This window comes from Methylobacterium dankookense (genome assembly GCF_902141855.1).
In the GTDB taxonomy this organism is placed as follows: Bacteria; Pseudomonadota; Alphaproteobacteria; order Rhizobiales; family Beijerinckiaceae; genus Methylobacterium; species Methylobacterium dankookense.
This window is the reverse complement of record NZ_CABFVH010000001.1, coordinates 1-13,415: the sequence shown is the minus strand read 5'-3', so window position 1 is coordinate 13,415 and position 13,415 is coordinate 1. Positions and strand designations below refer to the sequence as shown.

At 67.5% G+C, this 13,415-nt stretch carries 11 protein-coding genes and 1 pseudogene; 11 read left to right on the top strand and 1 reads right to left on the bottom strand.

Annotated elements, in window-relative coordinates; genetic code table 11:
- Positions 1-62: 62 nt before the first annotated feature.
- The 3 genes and pseudogenes from rnhA to MTDSW087_RS00050 all read left to right on the top strand — a co-directional run.
- Positions 63-485: pseudogene (gene rnhA / locus MTDSW087_RS00060) on the top strand (ribonuclease HI); the annotation flags it as partial.
- A gap of 533 nt (positions 486-1,018) precedes the next feature.
- The gene (locus MTDSW087_RS00055) at positions 1,019-2,551 is read left to right on the top strand and encodes a sensor domain-containing diguanylate cyclase (protein WP_144758411.1); all 1,533 of its coding nucleotides are present in this window, start codon (positions 1,019-1,021) and stop codon (positions 2,549-2,551) included.
- 363 nt (positions 2,552-2,914) lie between these two features.
- Positions 2,915-5,143: a CHASE3 domain-containing protein gene (locus MTDSW087_RS00050; protein WP_144758408.1), complete on the top strand. Its 2,229-nt coding sequence runs from the start codon at positions 2,915-2,917 to the stop codon at positions 5,141-5,143.
- A 38-nt stretch (positions 5,144-5,181) separates the two neighbouring features.
- On the opposite strand, the gene MTDSW087_RS00045 is transcribed toward MTDSW087_RS00050, so the two are convergent.
- Positions 5,182-6,447, bottom strand: a complete 1,266-nt coding sequence (locus tag MTDSW087_RS00045; protein ID WP_238178974.1) for a GAF domain-containing sensor histidine kinase — start codon at positions 6,445-6,447, stop codon at positions 5,182-5,184.
- Between the two features lie 140 nt (positions 6,448-6,587).
- Between MTDSW087_RS00045 and MTDSW087_RS00040 the strand changes: the two genes are divergently transcribed.
- The 8 genes from MTDSW087_RS00040 (at position 6,588) to MTDSW087_RS00005 (ending at position 12,889) form a co-directional block, all read left to right on the top strand.
- Positions 6,588-6,950: a response regulator gene (locus MTDSW087_RS00040; protein ID WP_238178976.1), complete on the top strand. Its 363-nt coding sequence runs from the start codon at positions 6,588-6,590 to the stop codon at positions 6,948-6,950.
- Positions 6,951-7,197: 247 nt separating this feature from the next.
- Complete coding sequence (locus MTDSW087_RS00035; RefSeq protein ID WP_306421683.1) at positions 7,198-8,088, top strand: DUF4394 domain-containing protein; 891 nt, start codon at positions 7,198-7,200, stop codon at positions 8,086-8,088.
- 60 nt (positions 8,089-8,148) lie between these two features.
- Positions 8,149-8,688: a sigma-70 family RNA polymerase sigma factor gene (locus MTDSW087_RS00030; RefSeq protein WP_144758402.1), complete on the top strand. Its 540-nt coding sequence runs from the start codon at positions 8,149-8,151 to the stop codon at positions 8,686-8,688.
- The gene (locus MTDSW087_RS00025) at positions 8,685-9,452 is read left to right on the top strand and encodes an anti-sigma factor (protein ID WP_144758399.1); all 768 of its coding nucleotides are present in this window, start codon (positions 8,685-8,687) and stop codon (positions 9,450-9,452) included. Before MTDSW087_RS00030 ends, MTDSW087_RS00025 begins: the two co-directional genes overlap by 4 nt.
- A gap of 545 nt (positions 9,453-9,997) precedes the next feature.
- On the top strand, positions 9,998-10,228 hold the full coding sequence (locus tag MTDSW087_RS00020; protein ID WP_144758396.1) for a hypothetical protein: 231 nt from the start codon (positions 9,998-10,000) through the stop codon (positions 10,226-10,228).
- A 33-nt stretch (positions 10,229-10,261) separates the two neighbouring features.
- A complete protein-coding gene (locus tag MTDSW087_RS00015; RefSeq protein WP_373321955.1) occupies positions 10,262-11,149 on the top strand; it encodes a cytochrome b/b6 domain-containing protein in 888 nt (295 codons plus the stop codon).
- Between the two features lie 2 nt (positions 11,150-11,151).
- On the top strand, positions 11,152-12,063 hold the full coding sequence (locus MTDSW087_RS00010; RefSeq protein ID WP_144758393.1) for a molybdopterin-dependent oxidoreductase: 912 nt from the start codon (positions 11,152-11,154) through the stop codon (positions 12,061-12,063).
- A 145-nt stretch (positions 12,064-12,208) separates the two neighbouring features.
- Complete coding sequence (locus MTDSW087_RS00005; RefSeq protein ID WP_144758390.1) at positions 12,209-12,889, top strand: metal ABC transporter permease; 681 nt, start codon at positions 12,209-12,211, stop codon at positions 12,887-12,889.
- Positions 12,890-13,415: the final 526 nt, after the last annotated feature.

Genomic DNA, 13,415 nt, shown 5'->3' with positions numbered 1-13,415 from the left:
TGATCCTTCCCTCGATTCCAGGTTGAGGGGCTACCGCTTCAATCCCGAAGGATCAGATTCCGATGCAAACTGTTGTCTACACTGATGGTGGCTGCGAACCTAACCCAGGCCCGGGCGGCTGGGGCGTCGTCATCACAGCAACGGAAGGCAATCAGGAGTTTTACGGGGGTGAGCTCAGCACCACAAACAACCGCATGGAGCTAACCGCTGCTATTCGGGCGTTGGAGCGCTTCCCTGAGGGCGCTTCGATCGAAATTCGCTGCGACAGCCAATACGTAATTAAATCCGTGACCGAGTGGTTGCCTGGATGGAAGGCGAGGGGCTGGCGCAACACCCAGGGTGTAGTGAAGAACGTCGACTTAATGCAGCGCTTGGACGAGCTTGCAAATCGGCGGAATGTGATTTGGACTTGGGTACGCGGCCATGCTGGAGACCCGCTCAACGAGCGCGCGGACTGCCTCGCGGGCCGAGGCCGGCAAGAGGCAGCCGGCTTGTCGAGACAGGATGCGCTCATACAGAGTTAGTCACAGCCTGCACACTAACACCAATCCGAACACACGAACCGAAATGGAAGCGTGAAAAGTCCTAAGTAGGTACATTGGCGGCATCCCGGGCAGCCAATTGCCATCTTATGCCACAGCAAAATTAGCAGCAGGCCGACCAAATGCAGAAATTCCACTTTGCGCTCCATCTCGGTCATTCAGCCGCCCCTCACGGCTTCTCCGAAGCGGACACTACAGCTGCTCAGCTTGTGGGTCTTGGATGCGCCATCTTCGGACCTCTGCGATTGGACTTGTGAAAGTCTGTTCCAGGAGCATGACCGGACCGCGATGCGACCGGCATCACTACCGACGCCCTGAAAGCGGCAACGCAGCATGCGAAGGATGCCCGCGGTCGCGCCAAACACCGCGTTAGCCACGATTAGGCTGCCGGAGCAGTGACGGTGCAGGCGCAAAGCGCCGGTAAAGAGTTTGGGCGTTAGCAACCAAACAACGACAACGCTTGGGAGTGCCCGCCGATGGCCCTGCCGCGCCCGCTCGCGCGACGCCTCCGCTCCGCCCGCACATGGATCGCGTTGGGTGTGCTGGCCCCCTTTGGCATGCTCGTCGTGTCCGCGCTGATGCTGCTCGACCTCCGGCGGGACGCCTGGGACAAATCCGAGCAGACCTCGAAAAACCTGCTTCAGGTCATCGAGCGCGACATCGCCCGCAACGTCGAGCTCATCGACCTTTCCCTGCAGGCGGTCGTCGACAACATCCGGGCACCCGAGACAGCCGAGGCGAGCCCTCGGGCGCGGCAATTGATCCTGTTCGACCGGTCGGCGACGGCGAAGGACCTGGGCGTCATGCTGGTCATCGACGCCGACGGCGACATTGCGGTGGACGCCCAGGCTCTGCCGCCGCGCAAGGGCAACTACGCGGACCGCGAATACTTCACCGTCCACAAGGCCCGCCGTGACGTGGGTCTCTACATCGGTCGCCCCCTCGTCTCGCGCCTGACCGGCGAGCGCATGCTGCCGTTCAGCCGCCGCATCGACAACGCGGACGGCTCCTTCGCGGGCGTGGCGCTGGCCACGTTGAAGCTGTCCTACTTCGTCCGCCTGTTCGACCGCCTTGGCCTCGGGCGCGATGGAGCGATCAACCTCTACCTGCGGGACGGCACCCGCGTCGCGCGCCACCCCTCCGTCGAGGCCGACATCGGGGCGAACATCGCCGGCACCGGGAACTTCGACCGCTTCGTCCGCGAGGGCAGCGGCACCTTCGTCGCGCCATCGGTCCGCGACGGCGTGGAGCGGCACTACGCCTTCACCCAGGTCGGCGACCTGCCGCTCATCCTCAACGTCGCCGTCGCCACCGACGAGGTCGAGGCCGCATGGCGCGGGAAGGCGGTCGTCATCACCGCCGTCGTCATCACGTTGTGCGGCCTGACCGCGTTCCTGTCGCTGATGTTCGGCCGGGAACTGCGTCGGCGCGCCGCGATGCAGGCCGAGCTCGCCCGGCTGTCGAGCACCGACGCCCTGACCGGCCTCGCCAACCGCCGGCGCTTCGACGAGGTGTTCGCGACCGCCTGGGACAGTTCTCGCCGCACGGGCAAGCCGGTCTCACTGATCCTCGTTGATGCGGACCACTTCAAGCGCTTCAACGACCGCTACGGCCACACCGTTGGCGACGATGTCCTGAAGGGGCTCGCCCGGTGCCTATCGGTGAGCGTGCATAGGCCCGACGACCTCGTGGCGCGCGTCGGTGGCGAGGAGTTCGCCATCCTCCTGGCCGACACCGACGCGGCCGGTGCCCTTCGGGTGGCGGACAAGGTCCACGGAGCGCTGACGACGTTATCGGTGGCGTCGGCCGGCATCGGCGCTGGCGCGGTGACCGCGAGCATCGGCGTGGCGACCGGGACAGGCGTGCCAAGCGGGACAGCTCAGGCGCTCTACGATGCCGCGGACGCCGCGCTCTACGCGGCCAAGGAAGGCGGGCGCAACCAGACCCGGTGCGCGCCGGCGGATGGTGGGGGCGGGAGGTCGGAGTCCCTGCGCCTGATGCGAGCTTGACGTGGCTGTCACCCCAGGCACGTCCCCCGGCGATAGGGCCGCACGGGATCAAGCTCCCGAGATTCAAGCATCGCGGAGAAGTGTGCCCACGGTTGCAAGCTGGTGCACAAGATCTATTCCGCCGACCAGCTGTCACACGTACGGCAAGACCACCAGGGTATCGAGACCAAGGCGCCGCAGCCCTTCCGCCTTAAACCGGAAGCGCTCTCCGCTGTCGAGGTCATGGGTAGGCGACCGCGGGGGCTACATTGTGACGCCTCCTCGATCCAGCCGGAATCTGTAGGCATGATCGGGACATCACCCACCGCAAACGCGCGCGGTTCTCGCTGGCGTCCCGGCATGGTGCAGCCAGGCCCGGACCCCATGACCCAGTATCTCGTCAAGCGCGCGAACCTTCTCGTTTTCGGCGTGCTCCTCGCCATCCTCGCCTTGGTCGGGGCGGCGACCTGGGAAAGGCTGAACGCGTCCCGGCAGGCGCGCGAGGCCTCGCAGCACAGCTACGACGTCCTCCTCGCGTTGAAGGACCTCGCGGTCGCCCTGCGCGACGCCGAGCGCGGCCAGCGGGGCTACGTCCTGACCGGCCGCGACGAGTACCTCGCCCCGTACGGTAGCGCGCGCGACCGCCTGGGCGTGCTCCAGGGCGAGTTGCAGAAGCTCACCGCCGACAACCCGGCCCAGCAGAGCCGCCTGCGGGAGCTCGCACCGTTGGTCGCGCACAAGCTGGAGGAGCTCGCCCAGACCGTGCAGGCACGCCGCGACGGCGGCTTCGACGCGGCCAAGCGCATCGTCGACACCGACGCCGGCCGCGACTTCATGGTGGATGCCGAGCGGACGCTCTCGGCGTTGCAGGGGGACGAGCAAGCGATCCTCGCCGAGCGGCTCGCCCAGAATGACGCCAGGGCTGCCTGGGTGCGCTGGATGGTCGTCGGCGGCTCGCTCCTCGCCATCCTGACCCTGCTCTGGGCGGCGCGGCTTCTGAACCAGGCCTGGTCGCGCTCCTACCGCGTCGAGGCCGAGCAGCGCGCCCTCGCCCTGCGGCTGCGCACCTCGCTCGACAGCCTCAGCCAGGGCGTCGCCGTTTTCGGTCCCGACCGCAGGCTCACGAACTGGAACGAGTGCTTCCAGGTCCTGCTCGACCTGCCCAAGGCCATGGTGCGGCCGGGAACGACCTATTCCGCCTTCGTCGAGCACACGGCAGAGGCGGGGCGCCCGGCGCTGGAGAGCGAGGACCAGATCCGTGCCGGCGCCGGCGACGCGCGCGGCATCGTCGTCTATGAGCGCGTACGCGGCGACGAGCACCATCTGGAACTGCGCCGCACGCCGATGCCGGACGGCGGCTTCGTCCTGACCGTGTCGGACATGACGAAGCGGGCGCAGGCCGAGGGCGTCCTGCGCGAGGCGCAGAAGATGCAGGCCATCGGGCAGTTGACCGGCGGCATCGCCCACGACTTCAACAACCTCCTGCAGGTCATCCTCGGAAACCTGGAGTTCGTGCGCGCCAAACTCGCGGGCGACGACAGGATGCAGCAGCGCATCGAGCGCGCCGCCTGGGCAGCCCAGCGCGGCGCGACCTTGACGGGGCAGCTCCTCGCCTTCGCCCGTAAGCAGCCGCTGGCGCCCGCCGCCATCGACCTCGCCGCAACCATGCCGGACCTCGTGCCGCTGCTGCGGCGGACACTCGGCGAGCACATCGAGGTGCGCTACGTCGAGAGCGCCGGTCTCTGGCCGGCGATGGCCGATCCCGCGCAGCTCGAAAGCGCGGTGCTCAACCTCGCCCTGAATGCCCGGGATGCCATGCCCGGCGGCGGGCGTCTCACCATCGAGCTCGCCAACAAGACCATCGACCATGAATACGCCCGCCACCACGCTGAGGTGACGCCGGGCGACTACACGATGGTCGCGGTCTCCGACACCGGCCACGGCATGACCCGGGAGGTCGCGGCCCGCGTCTTCGAGCCGTTCTTCACCACGAAGCCGGACGGCAAGGGCACCGGGCTGGGCCTCGCGATGGTGTTCGGCTTCGTGAAGCAGTCCGGCGGGCACGTGAAGGTCTACTCCGAGCCCGGCGAGGGCACGACCGTGAAGCTCTACCTGCCGCGGGCCATCGGCGCGGCCGCCGCGCCGGCACGCACCGGTACGCCGGTCGAACTGCCGCGCGGCTCTGCGACGGTGCTGGTGGTGGAGGATGAGGCGGCCGTGCGCGAGATCGCCTGCGCAATCCTGTCCGACCTCGGCTACCGGGTGCTGGAGGCGGCCGACGGTGAGGAGGGCCTTCGCGTCTTCGGCGCGAACGCACCCGCGATCGATCTCCTCCTCACCGACGTGGTGCTGCCCGGCAGGATCCGGGGCCGGGAACTCTCCGAGCGCATCCTGGCCCTGCGGCCGGAGGTGAAGGTGGTCTTCATGTCCGGCTACACCGAGAACTCCATCGTCCACCATGGTCGCCTCGACGACGGCGTGCGGCTGATCTCCAAGCCCTTCCGGCGCGACCAGCTCGCCGTCCAGGTCGCGGCCGCGCTCGGGGTACCGGCGCAGTCCGCCCCGGCCACCGCGGAGAACGTGATCGAGCTCCTGCCCCGGCGTGGCGCGTAGGGCCTCAGGCCGGCATCACGAAGGCGAAGGTCGTCGCCTCAGGACCGGAGGGTGGCCGTCAACGTGCCGCCGTGCGCCCGTGCGATCTCGGAGGCGATGTAGAGCCCGAGCCCCAGGCCCTGCTGGCTCGGGCGGCTCGACGCGCGCACGAAGGGTTGGAACAGGTTTGCCATCGCCTCCGGCGAGATCGGCCTGCCGGCATTGCCGACCGAGAGTTCGACGATGCCGTCGATCATCACGCCGCGGACCGTGACCGGAGCGTCGGACGCGCCGTGGGTCAGGGCGTTGGCGACGAGGTTGGACAGAAGTTGCCCGATGCGGGCCGGGTCGCAGCGGCAGTCGCCGATCCCGTCGAGCTCGACCTCGATCCGGCGGTCGGGGTGGCCAGTCGCGAGCTCGTCGACGACCTGGCGCAGCATGGGGGCGAGCGGGACCCTGTCGGCCTTGTTAACGGCGATGCCGCCGCCGAGCCGGCCGCGGGCGAAGTCGAGCACGTCGTCGATCAGCCCAGCCATGCGGCCAACGCTCTTGCCGACGAGGTCCAGGATGCCCCGCCCGCGCTCCGACAGGTTCTCCTTGGCTAGGAGCTTCGCGCCGGCATCGATGGAGGCGAGCGGATTCCTCAGGTCGTGACCGAGGACGGCGATGAACTGCTCGCGCAGGGCCGAGCTGTCCCGCTCGTCCGTGAGCGAGGCCGCGCTGGTCGAGAGGTCGGCCTGGGCCGTCGCCAGATCGGCCTGGCTCATCGCGAAATCCGCGCGGCTGGTCGCTAGGTCAGCCTGGCTCGTCGCGAGGTCACGCCGGCTCGTCGCCAGGTCCGCCGCGCCGGCGGCGAGCCGGCGATGGGCGTCGATCTGGAAGGCGACGAGCTCGGCGTGCAGCTTGAACATGCGCAACAGCCAAGGCGCTGACAGGTCCCTCGGCTCGGGATCGAGCGCGCAGAGCACACCAAAAAACGAGCCGCCCGGCAGCACGATGGGCGTCGAGACGTAGCTGCGGAACCCGTACATCGAGGGCGTCGGGTGGCTGCAGTAGACGGCGTCGGATCGCGCGTCCGAGATGACGACCGGCACCACCGCCTGCCGGACCTCGCGGCAGATCGTCGTCTCGACCGGGAGCTCTCCGCCCGCCTCGATGCCGAGGCCGATCCCGTCCTCCACCGCGCAGGCCAGCCAGCGGTCCGCCGTGACCCGCGCGACCGCGGCGAAGCGCATGCCGGTCGCCGCCCGGACGACCTCCAGGACGCCCGGAACCGCCTTCAGGCCGGCGACCAGTGCCGCGTCTTCCGTCAATCCTTCCGTCACTGCTCGCTTCCGCCCGTTCGGACCGCCCGGCCACTTTTGTACCTCGGCCGAGGCGTCACCACCAAGACGCATGTGCTTGTTTCGACGGATCATTCGGCCGCGGCCCGGGTTGAGGTGGTCCGGCCTATGGAGGAAGCGCGGTGGCGGTCCCGGTGATCCTGGTGGTGGACGACGAGGCGCTGCTGCGCATGCTGGCGGCCGACCATTTCGCCGACGCCGGCTTCGAGGTGCTTGAGGCCGCGAACGGCGCCCTCGCCCTGGCGATGCTGGCCGAGCGGCCCGACATCGGCGCCGTGATGACGGACGTGCAGATGCCGGGCGAGCCGGACGGGTTCGCGCTGGCGCGCCACGTGCGGGAGCTGTGCCCCGGCTGCGCCATCGTGGTCGTGTCGGGCCGCGCCGCGCCTGGTCCGGGCAACATGGCCCGCGACGCCCGCTACCTGTCGAAGCCCTATTGCGGCGCGGAGGTCGTGCGGATCGTCGAGAACCTCCTGGCCGCTTGATCGAAAACGTGTAGCTCCGATGCGTAAGCCTCCTCCCGTCAGCCTGAGCCGCGCCATGGCGTTGTGGATACTGTTCGCGGATCATTGAACGGGCCGAGCGGAATGGTACTGTAACGGGTTCACGCCTGTGTGAACGCCCAGCCTGTCCATCGGGCGGTTCGGAAGCAGATCTGCGCAAGCCGGGCTGCCAGATGCAGAGAGATGAGCGTCGATCAAAAGCAGGTCTTGTTCACAACCTGAGCGGTCCTTGAATGCGGATGGGTCCCGCAGAGGAGAAAAATTCGCCGTTGGCTGCATCCGATCCCTCGGTTCATGGCTAGCCCGCCTGATGCCGCCTCCGCGGCAGATGGAGAACACCATGCGATCGAGCCTCATCGCCGCAACTCTGCTCGCCGGCACCTGCCTCGGAACCGCCGCTCGTGCGGACACCGTGGCGGCGCTCGTTGGTGATGCCACCTTGGCGCATGTCGACACGGCCGCGAAGAAGGTCACGAAGACGGTGACGATCACCGGGATCAGCGGGAGCGTCCTCGGCATCGACGTACGGCCAGCCGACGGCATGCTCTACGCGGTGATCTCCGACGGCAGCGTCGTCACGATCGATCCGATGTCGGGCAAGGCCACGGCCAAGTCGAAGCTCGACACGACGTTGACCGGCGGCACCGCGGCGACCGTTGATTTCAATCCCGTGGCCGACCGCCTGCGCATCATCGGCTCGGACGGCACGAACCTCCGCGCCAACGTCGATGATGGGAAGGTCACAAAGGATGGCCAGCTGAAATTTGCCGAAACCGACGCGATGGAGGGCAAGACCCCGAAGGTGGTGGCCGGCGCCTACACCAATGCCTTCAAGGGCACCAAGGAAACGGTCCTGTTCGACATCGAGGCCTCCGGCGCGCTGCTGAAGCAGGCTCCACCGAATGACGGCATCCTGAACACCGTCGGCATGCTCGGCATGTCCAGCGACGCCGTGGCCTTCGACATCCTCTCGGACGGCCAAGGCGGCAATCAGGCCTGGGCCATGGCCGGCGACACGCTCTACAAGGTGGATCTCGCCACCGGAAAGGGCGAGATGGCCGCCAAGATCGACGGCGTGTCCGGCAAGGTCCGTGACATCGCCATCCTGCCCAAGATGTAAGCTCGTTCAGATGACGCAGGACCGGCTTGGCGGCCGGTCCTGCCGGGCGCCGGGAGGATCATGGAGCCGTTCGACCACGCCTCCGCGCTCGAGGGTTGTGCCCGCGGGGATAGGGCATCGCTGCGTCGTCTCTATGAGCACGAGGCCGGTTTCCTGCTCGCCGTCGCGCTCAGGATCGTGCGGCGGCGCGACGTTGCCGCCGACGTCCTGCACGATGCCTTTCTGGACATTTGGATGCGCGCCGGGACCTTCGATCGCGACCGGGGTGCGGGGCGCGCCTGGATCACCAGCATCGTGCGACACCGCGCGCTGAAGCACGTTCGGGCAGCCGGCCGGGGAACGAACCTCGATGTGGCGGCGGGGGCCGAGATCGCGGACGAGGCGCCCGATCCATTCGCCGAGCTGGCGACATCGCAGGACGGCGCCCGTCTACACGGCTGCCTCGCGCAGCTCGACGCGGACAGGCGGCAGGTGATCCTGCTCGCCTATGTCGATGGCCTTTCGCAGTCCGAGATTGCCGAGCGGCTTGGTACACCGCTCGGGACCGTGAAAGCGTGGGTCCGCCGCAGCCTCATCGCCCTGAAGGATTGCCTGTCATGATCCCGAGCGAGCCGGAAGACCGCGACGTCTTGGCGGGCGAGTACGTGCTGGGCTTGCTCGACGCCGCTGCCACGGCGGAGGTCGAGCAGGCCTTGGCTTCTGATGCGGATCTCGCTCGCCGCGTCGCCTTCTGGGAGGAGCGATTGCTGCCGGCCTCCGCCGCTCTCGGAAAGGCCGAGGTCGATCCGACCCAATGGGCACGGATCGAACGGGATCTCGCGACGCGCCGGCAGGCACTCGGCCGGGCGACGACCTCGGCCCCGTCACGGCCACGGTACGGGGCGGTGAGAGCGGCGTGGCGGAGCGCCGCTCTATGGCGGGCCACCACGGCCCTCGCCACGGCCGCCGCGATCCTGCTGGCGATCCTGCCCAACCGTCTGTCGGCCCCTGCCGAGAGCCCGACGCGCTACTTCGCGATCCTGCAGAGCCGCGATGCTGCCGGGCAGGAGAGCGGCCCTGGCTGGCTCATCCAGATTGCCCAGAACGGTACGGTGCGGTCTCTGCCGCTGGCCGAGGTGCGGCCGGGGAGCGGGCGCTCGCTGCAGCTCTGGACCCTGTGGGATCAGGCGCGCGGACCGGTTTCGCTCGGTGTGCTGCCGCCGGGCGGGGCAATCCGCCTGCCGCCGGAACGACTGGAAACCATAGGCGATGGGCAGCTCTTCGAGATCACGCTGGAACCTGAGGCGGGCTCGCCGATCGGTCGTCCGACAGGCCGGATCCTGTTCATAGGCCGCGCGAAGGGAGCTGCGGCGCAGACGTTGTGACGGCGCGAGCAAGCTGCTCACGAACTCTCTCTTCTTCCAGCCGAGTTTCGTCACATGGCAAACGTCTGCCGCTTCTTTTGCCGGCCGAAAGCAGACCGTTGCGCCCTCACTATTCTGGTCGGCCCTCTTTGCTGCTGTGTCCCAAGTCATGACCTCGGGTTACAGCTACGTCCTGGTCCAGGACGCCTTTCATTGGTTCGAGCTCGTGCACAAGCCGTACTTGGCGGAACAGCTCTCTCGCATGCTGAGCAAGATCACGGCGGCGCGCTGCGTCGGTATCGCCCGGTAGCCCCACAAACGGTAGCGGGTGGGAGGGCGGAACCGCCTTTTCTAGTTCGGGCTGAAACCTTTCAGGCTGGGTCCCCGTACAGGCCGGCGTACGCCCAGCCAGGGCGCGGCGTGGGGCCCTGCTTCAGCGCCTGAAAACCTGCGCCTAACGGCCATCGGCGGGAGATAATTTATTTGATAGATCAGGAACTTACAGTGATATCCTCGCCTTTCTCACTGTGCCACAGAGGCTTCCTTCCCCGTACAGGAGACACCAAATGAAAATCACCACCCTCGCCTTCGCCGCCTCGGTCCTCGGCGGCCTCGCCCTCGGAACCGGCGCTGCCTCCGCCGCGCCGATGGGCCCGAACGGCCTTCAGGCTGGTTCCTCGACCGTCACCCAGGTCCGCATGACGCGCAGCGAACGCATGATGATGAAGAAGCGCATGATGCGGAAGAAGATGATGGAGCGTCGCATGATGAAGCGTCGGATGATGAACCGCATGTAAGCGGCGCCTCGAAGGGCGGCGGAGGTCCGGTCCATGACCTCCGCCGCCAGCCGTGAAAGGAAGACCGTGCCACGAACCTACCTCACACGCTCCGCTTCGGACCACCGGAAGGTCGAACGCCGTCGCTGGATGTTCCGGCATCCTCTCGTCATCAGGGTCACCCATTGGATCAACGCGGTCTGCCTGCTCGTCCTGCTGATGAGCGGACTGCAGATCTTCAACGCGCATCCAGCCCTGTACTGGGGTGATCGATCGACCTTCGACGCACCGGCTCTGTCGATCACGGCCGAGAGCGGCGCAAGCGGCACCGGGCGCGGCGTATTGCAGGTCGGTGCGCTGCGCCTCGACACCACCGGCGTGCTCGGGCTCTCCAAAGTTGCCGGGGTCGAGAACGAGCGGGCCTTTCCCGCCTGGGCAACCCTGCCCGCAAACCAGGATCTCGCGACCGGACGCCGCTGGCACTACTTGTTCGCCTGGGCCTTCGTGCTGAACGGCCTCCTCTATCTCCTCTACGGGATCGGAAGCGGACAGCTGCGCCGCCGTCTCATCCCCGACCGCGACCAGATTCGCGATATCGGCGGCTCGGTGCGCGAGCATGTGCGCCTGCGTTTCCCGGAAGGCGAGGAGGCGCGGCGCTACAACGTGCTGCAGAAGCTGACCTATCTGGTGGTCGTCCTATTGCTCCTGCCCGTGATGATACTTGCGGGTCTCGCCATGTCGCCCGCTATGGACGCAGCATGGCCCTGGCTGACCACCCTCTTCGGCGGGCGGCAATCGGCGCGCAGCGTGCACTTCATCGCGGCCAACCTCCTGGTGCTGTTCGTCATCGTGCACGTCCTCCTCGTGCTCGTTTCCGGCTTCTGGAACAACATGCGCGGCATGGTCACTGGGTGGTTCAGCCTCGGCACGGAGACCCGTTGACGATGGCCATCATCACCCCGCGCCGCCGATTCCTCACGACCTCCCTGGCCGCCCTTGGCACCGCAACTCTCGGCGGCTGTGACCGCTTCGCCGGGACTGATGCAGGCCGGCGCACGCTCCGGCTCGGCGAGGACGCCAATCTCTTCGTGCAGCGCCTGCTGCTCTCACCCGGCTCGCTGGCACGCGAGTTCCCGACCTCGGCCGTCTCGCCGTGGTTCAAGCCGAACGGCACCATCGATCCACCCGACCGGGATTACCGCAGGCTGGCCTCCGGAGGGTTCGCGGATTACCGGCTCGGCGTCGGCGGCCTCGTCGAGCGCCCGCTCTCGCTCGGCCTGGCGGATCTGCGCGCCCTGCCAGCCCGCACCCAGACGACGCGGCACGACTGCGTCGAGGGGTGGAGTTGCATCGGCACGTGGACGGGCGTGCCGCTCGCCGAGATTTTGATCCGCGCCGGATTGAAGCCGCAAGCGCGATACATCGTGTTCCACTGCGCCGACACGCTGGAATATGCCGGTGCCGGCCTCGAGGGCGCGAGCCTGCGGCCGGTGAAGCCGGATCATGTCCGCCACGTCCAGGTCGCCGCGGCGGGCTCGGACGATTGGGGCGGCGGCGAGCCGGCCACGGACGAGACCTCGGACGAGACGGCGGGTCGTACACCGATCCGCTACTACGAGAGCATCGACCTCGTGGACGCCGTCCACCCGCAGACGATCCTGGCCTATGACCTGAATGGCAATCCGCTGCCGGTCGGCAATGGTGCCCCCCTGCGCCTGCGCGTGGAGCGGCAGCTCGGCTACAAGATGGCCAAGTACGTGATGCGGATCGAGGTCGTCGAGACCCTGGCCGGGATCGGCGACGGCCTGGGCGGCTACTGGGAAGACCGCGGCTACGAGTGGTACGCCGGGATATAAGTCTTCGTCCGTCGGTGCCCCGCAAGATAAGGCAGAAATACTTATTATATTTTTATGGGCCGATCAATCGATTTTGATTGCACGCAAGCATTCCATCGGCGGCGCCGCGCACCATAAAGCGACCACGCAACTGGGAGACGATCCGATGAAGTCCTACACGACATTCGCCGTCGCCGCGCTGATGACGCTGACCGGCGCAACCGCTGCCTCGGCGCTGGAGCGCGTGCGCGGAACGATCGACAAGGCGGATGGTAGCACCGTGACCGTGAAGACGGATGCCGGCGCGACCGAGATCATCGATCTCGGCGCCGCCAAGGTCGTGTCCGTGGTCCCCTCGAACCTCGACGCGATCAAGGAGGGCGTGTTCATCGGAACCGCGACCAAGGGCGAGAACCCGATGACGGCGCTCGAAGTCGTGCTCTTCCCCGAGGCGATGCGCGGTACGGGTGAGGGCCACTACGCCTGGGACGCGATCACCGACCACACCGCCGGCGGCGCCAAGGTGAAGAGCGCCATGACGAACGGCACGGTCAAGGCCGAGACGAGCGGCGCCCCGAAGGTGAAGAGCGCGATGACGAACGGCACCGTCCAGGCCGGCACGGGCACGGGCGACGGCGCGCGCACCCTCACCGTGAGTTACGGCAAGGAGGGCGGCACGAAGACGATCGTCGTTCCGCCTTCCGCGCCGGTCGTCGCGTTCGAGCCGGCCGACAAGTCCGCGCTGGCAGCGGGCGCAAAGGTCTTCGCCGTGGTCGCCAAGGATGGCGGCAAGACGGACGGCAAGCTGGTTGCGGTGGGCAAGGACGGTTTGACGCCGCCCATGTGATCAAGACCTCTGACGAAGCTGGTTCGGGCGAGTGCCGTGCGTCGGGATGCCTTTGTCTCCGATGATCTCCGGGTGGCAAGAGCGACGCGATGGCCGCCCGAACCCATTGACTGTGCGGGCCGACCGAACGGCAGTCCTGGAGGGCGGCCGCGTATCCTAGCCGATGAGCGACGATGTTCCGGCGGGGGCTCGGCAAACTAGGACCGCCGACATCCTCCGGTGAATCTTTCGGCTGAACGTCCTCTCTGACCGCAACGTGGAAGCTCGCCCCCGGCCCATTCGGGCGCTCTGGCTCAGCATCTTGCAACAACCGAACGATGGATGACGGAGCGATCATTTTTCTTCGCGGCGCCAACGTGAAAGGCTGAAACTTTCTCACTCGTGGTCTTCGTAGAGGCCCTGACGCCCCCCGTAAGGGCGCATCCTCAGAGTCCGTCCGATAAGTCATGAGGCGCGTCCCAGCCGTCGAACGAGGATCATGACGGCAGCGGCGTAGAGGAAGGCTTGGGCCGAGGCGAGGGTCGCC

Coding starts and splice junctions, on each gene's coding strand:
- MTDSW087_RS00055 (WP_144758411.1), top strand. CDS start 1,019: ATGGCCCTGCCGCGCCCGCTCGCGCGACGCCTCCGCTCCGCCCGCACA.
- MTDSW087_RS00050 (WP_144758408.1), top strand. CDS start 2,915: ATGACCCAGTATCTCGTCAAGCGCGCGAACCTTCTCGTTTTCGGCGTG.
- MTDSW087_RS00030 (WP_144758402.1), top strand. CDS start 8,149: ATGGAGCCGTTCGACCACGCCTCCGCGCTCGAGGGTTGTGCCCGCGGG.
- MTDSW087_RS00025 (WP_144758399.1), top strand. CDS start 8,685: ATGATCCCGAGCGAGCCGGAAGACCGCGACGTCTTGGCGGGCGAGTAC.
- MTDSW087_RS00020 (WP_144758396.1), top strand. CDS start 9,998: ATGAAAATCACCACCCTCGCCTTCGCCGCCTCGGTCCTCGGCGGCCTC.
- MTDSW087_RS00015 (WP_373321955.1), top strand. CDS start 10,262: ATGACCTCCGCCGCCAGCCGTGAAAGGAAGACCGTGCCACGAACCTAC.
- MTDSW087_RS00010 (WP_144758393.1), top strand. CDS start 11,152: ATGGCCATCATCACCCCGCGCCGCCGATTCCTCACGACCTCCCTGGCC.
- MTDSW087_RS00005 (WP_144758390.1), top strand. CDS start 12,209: ATGAAGTCCTACACGACATTCGCCGTCGCCGCGCTGATGACGCTGACC.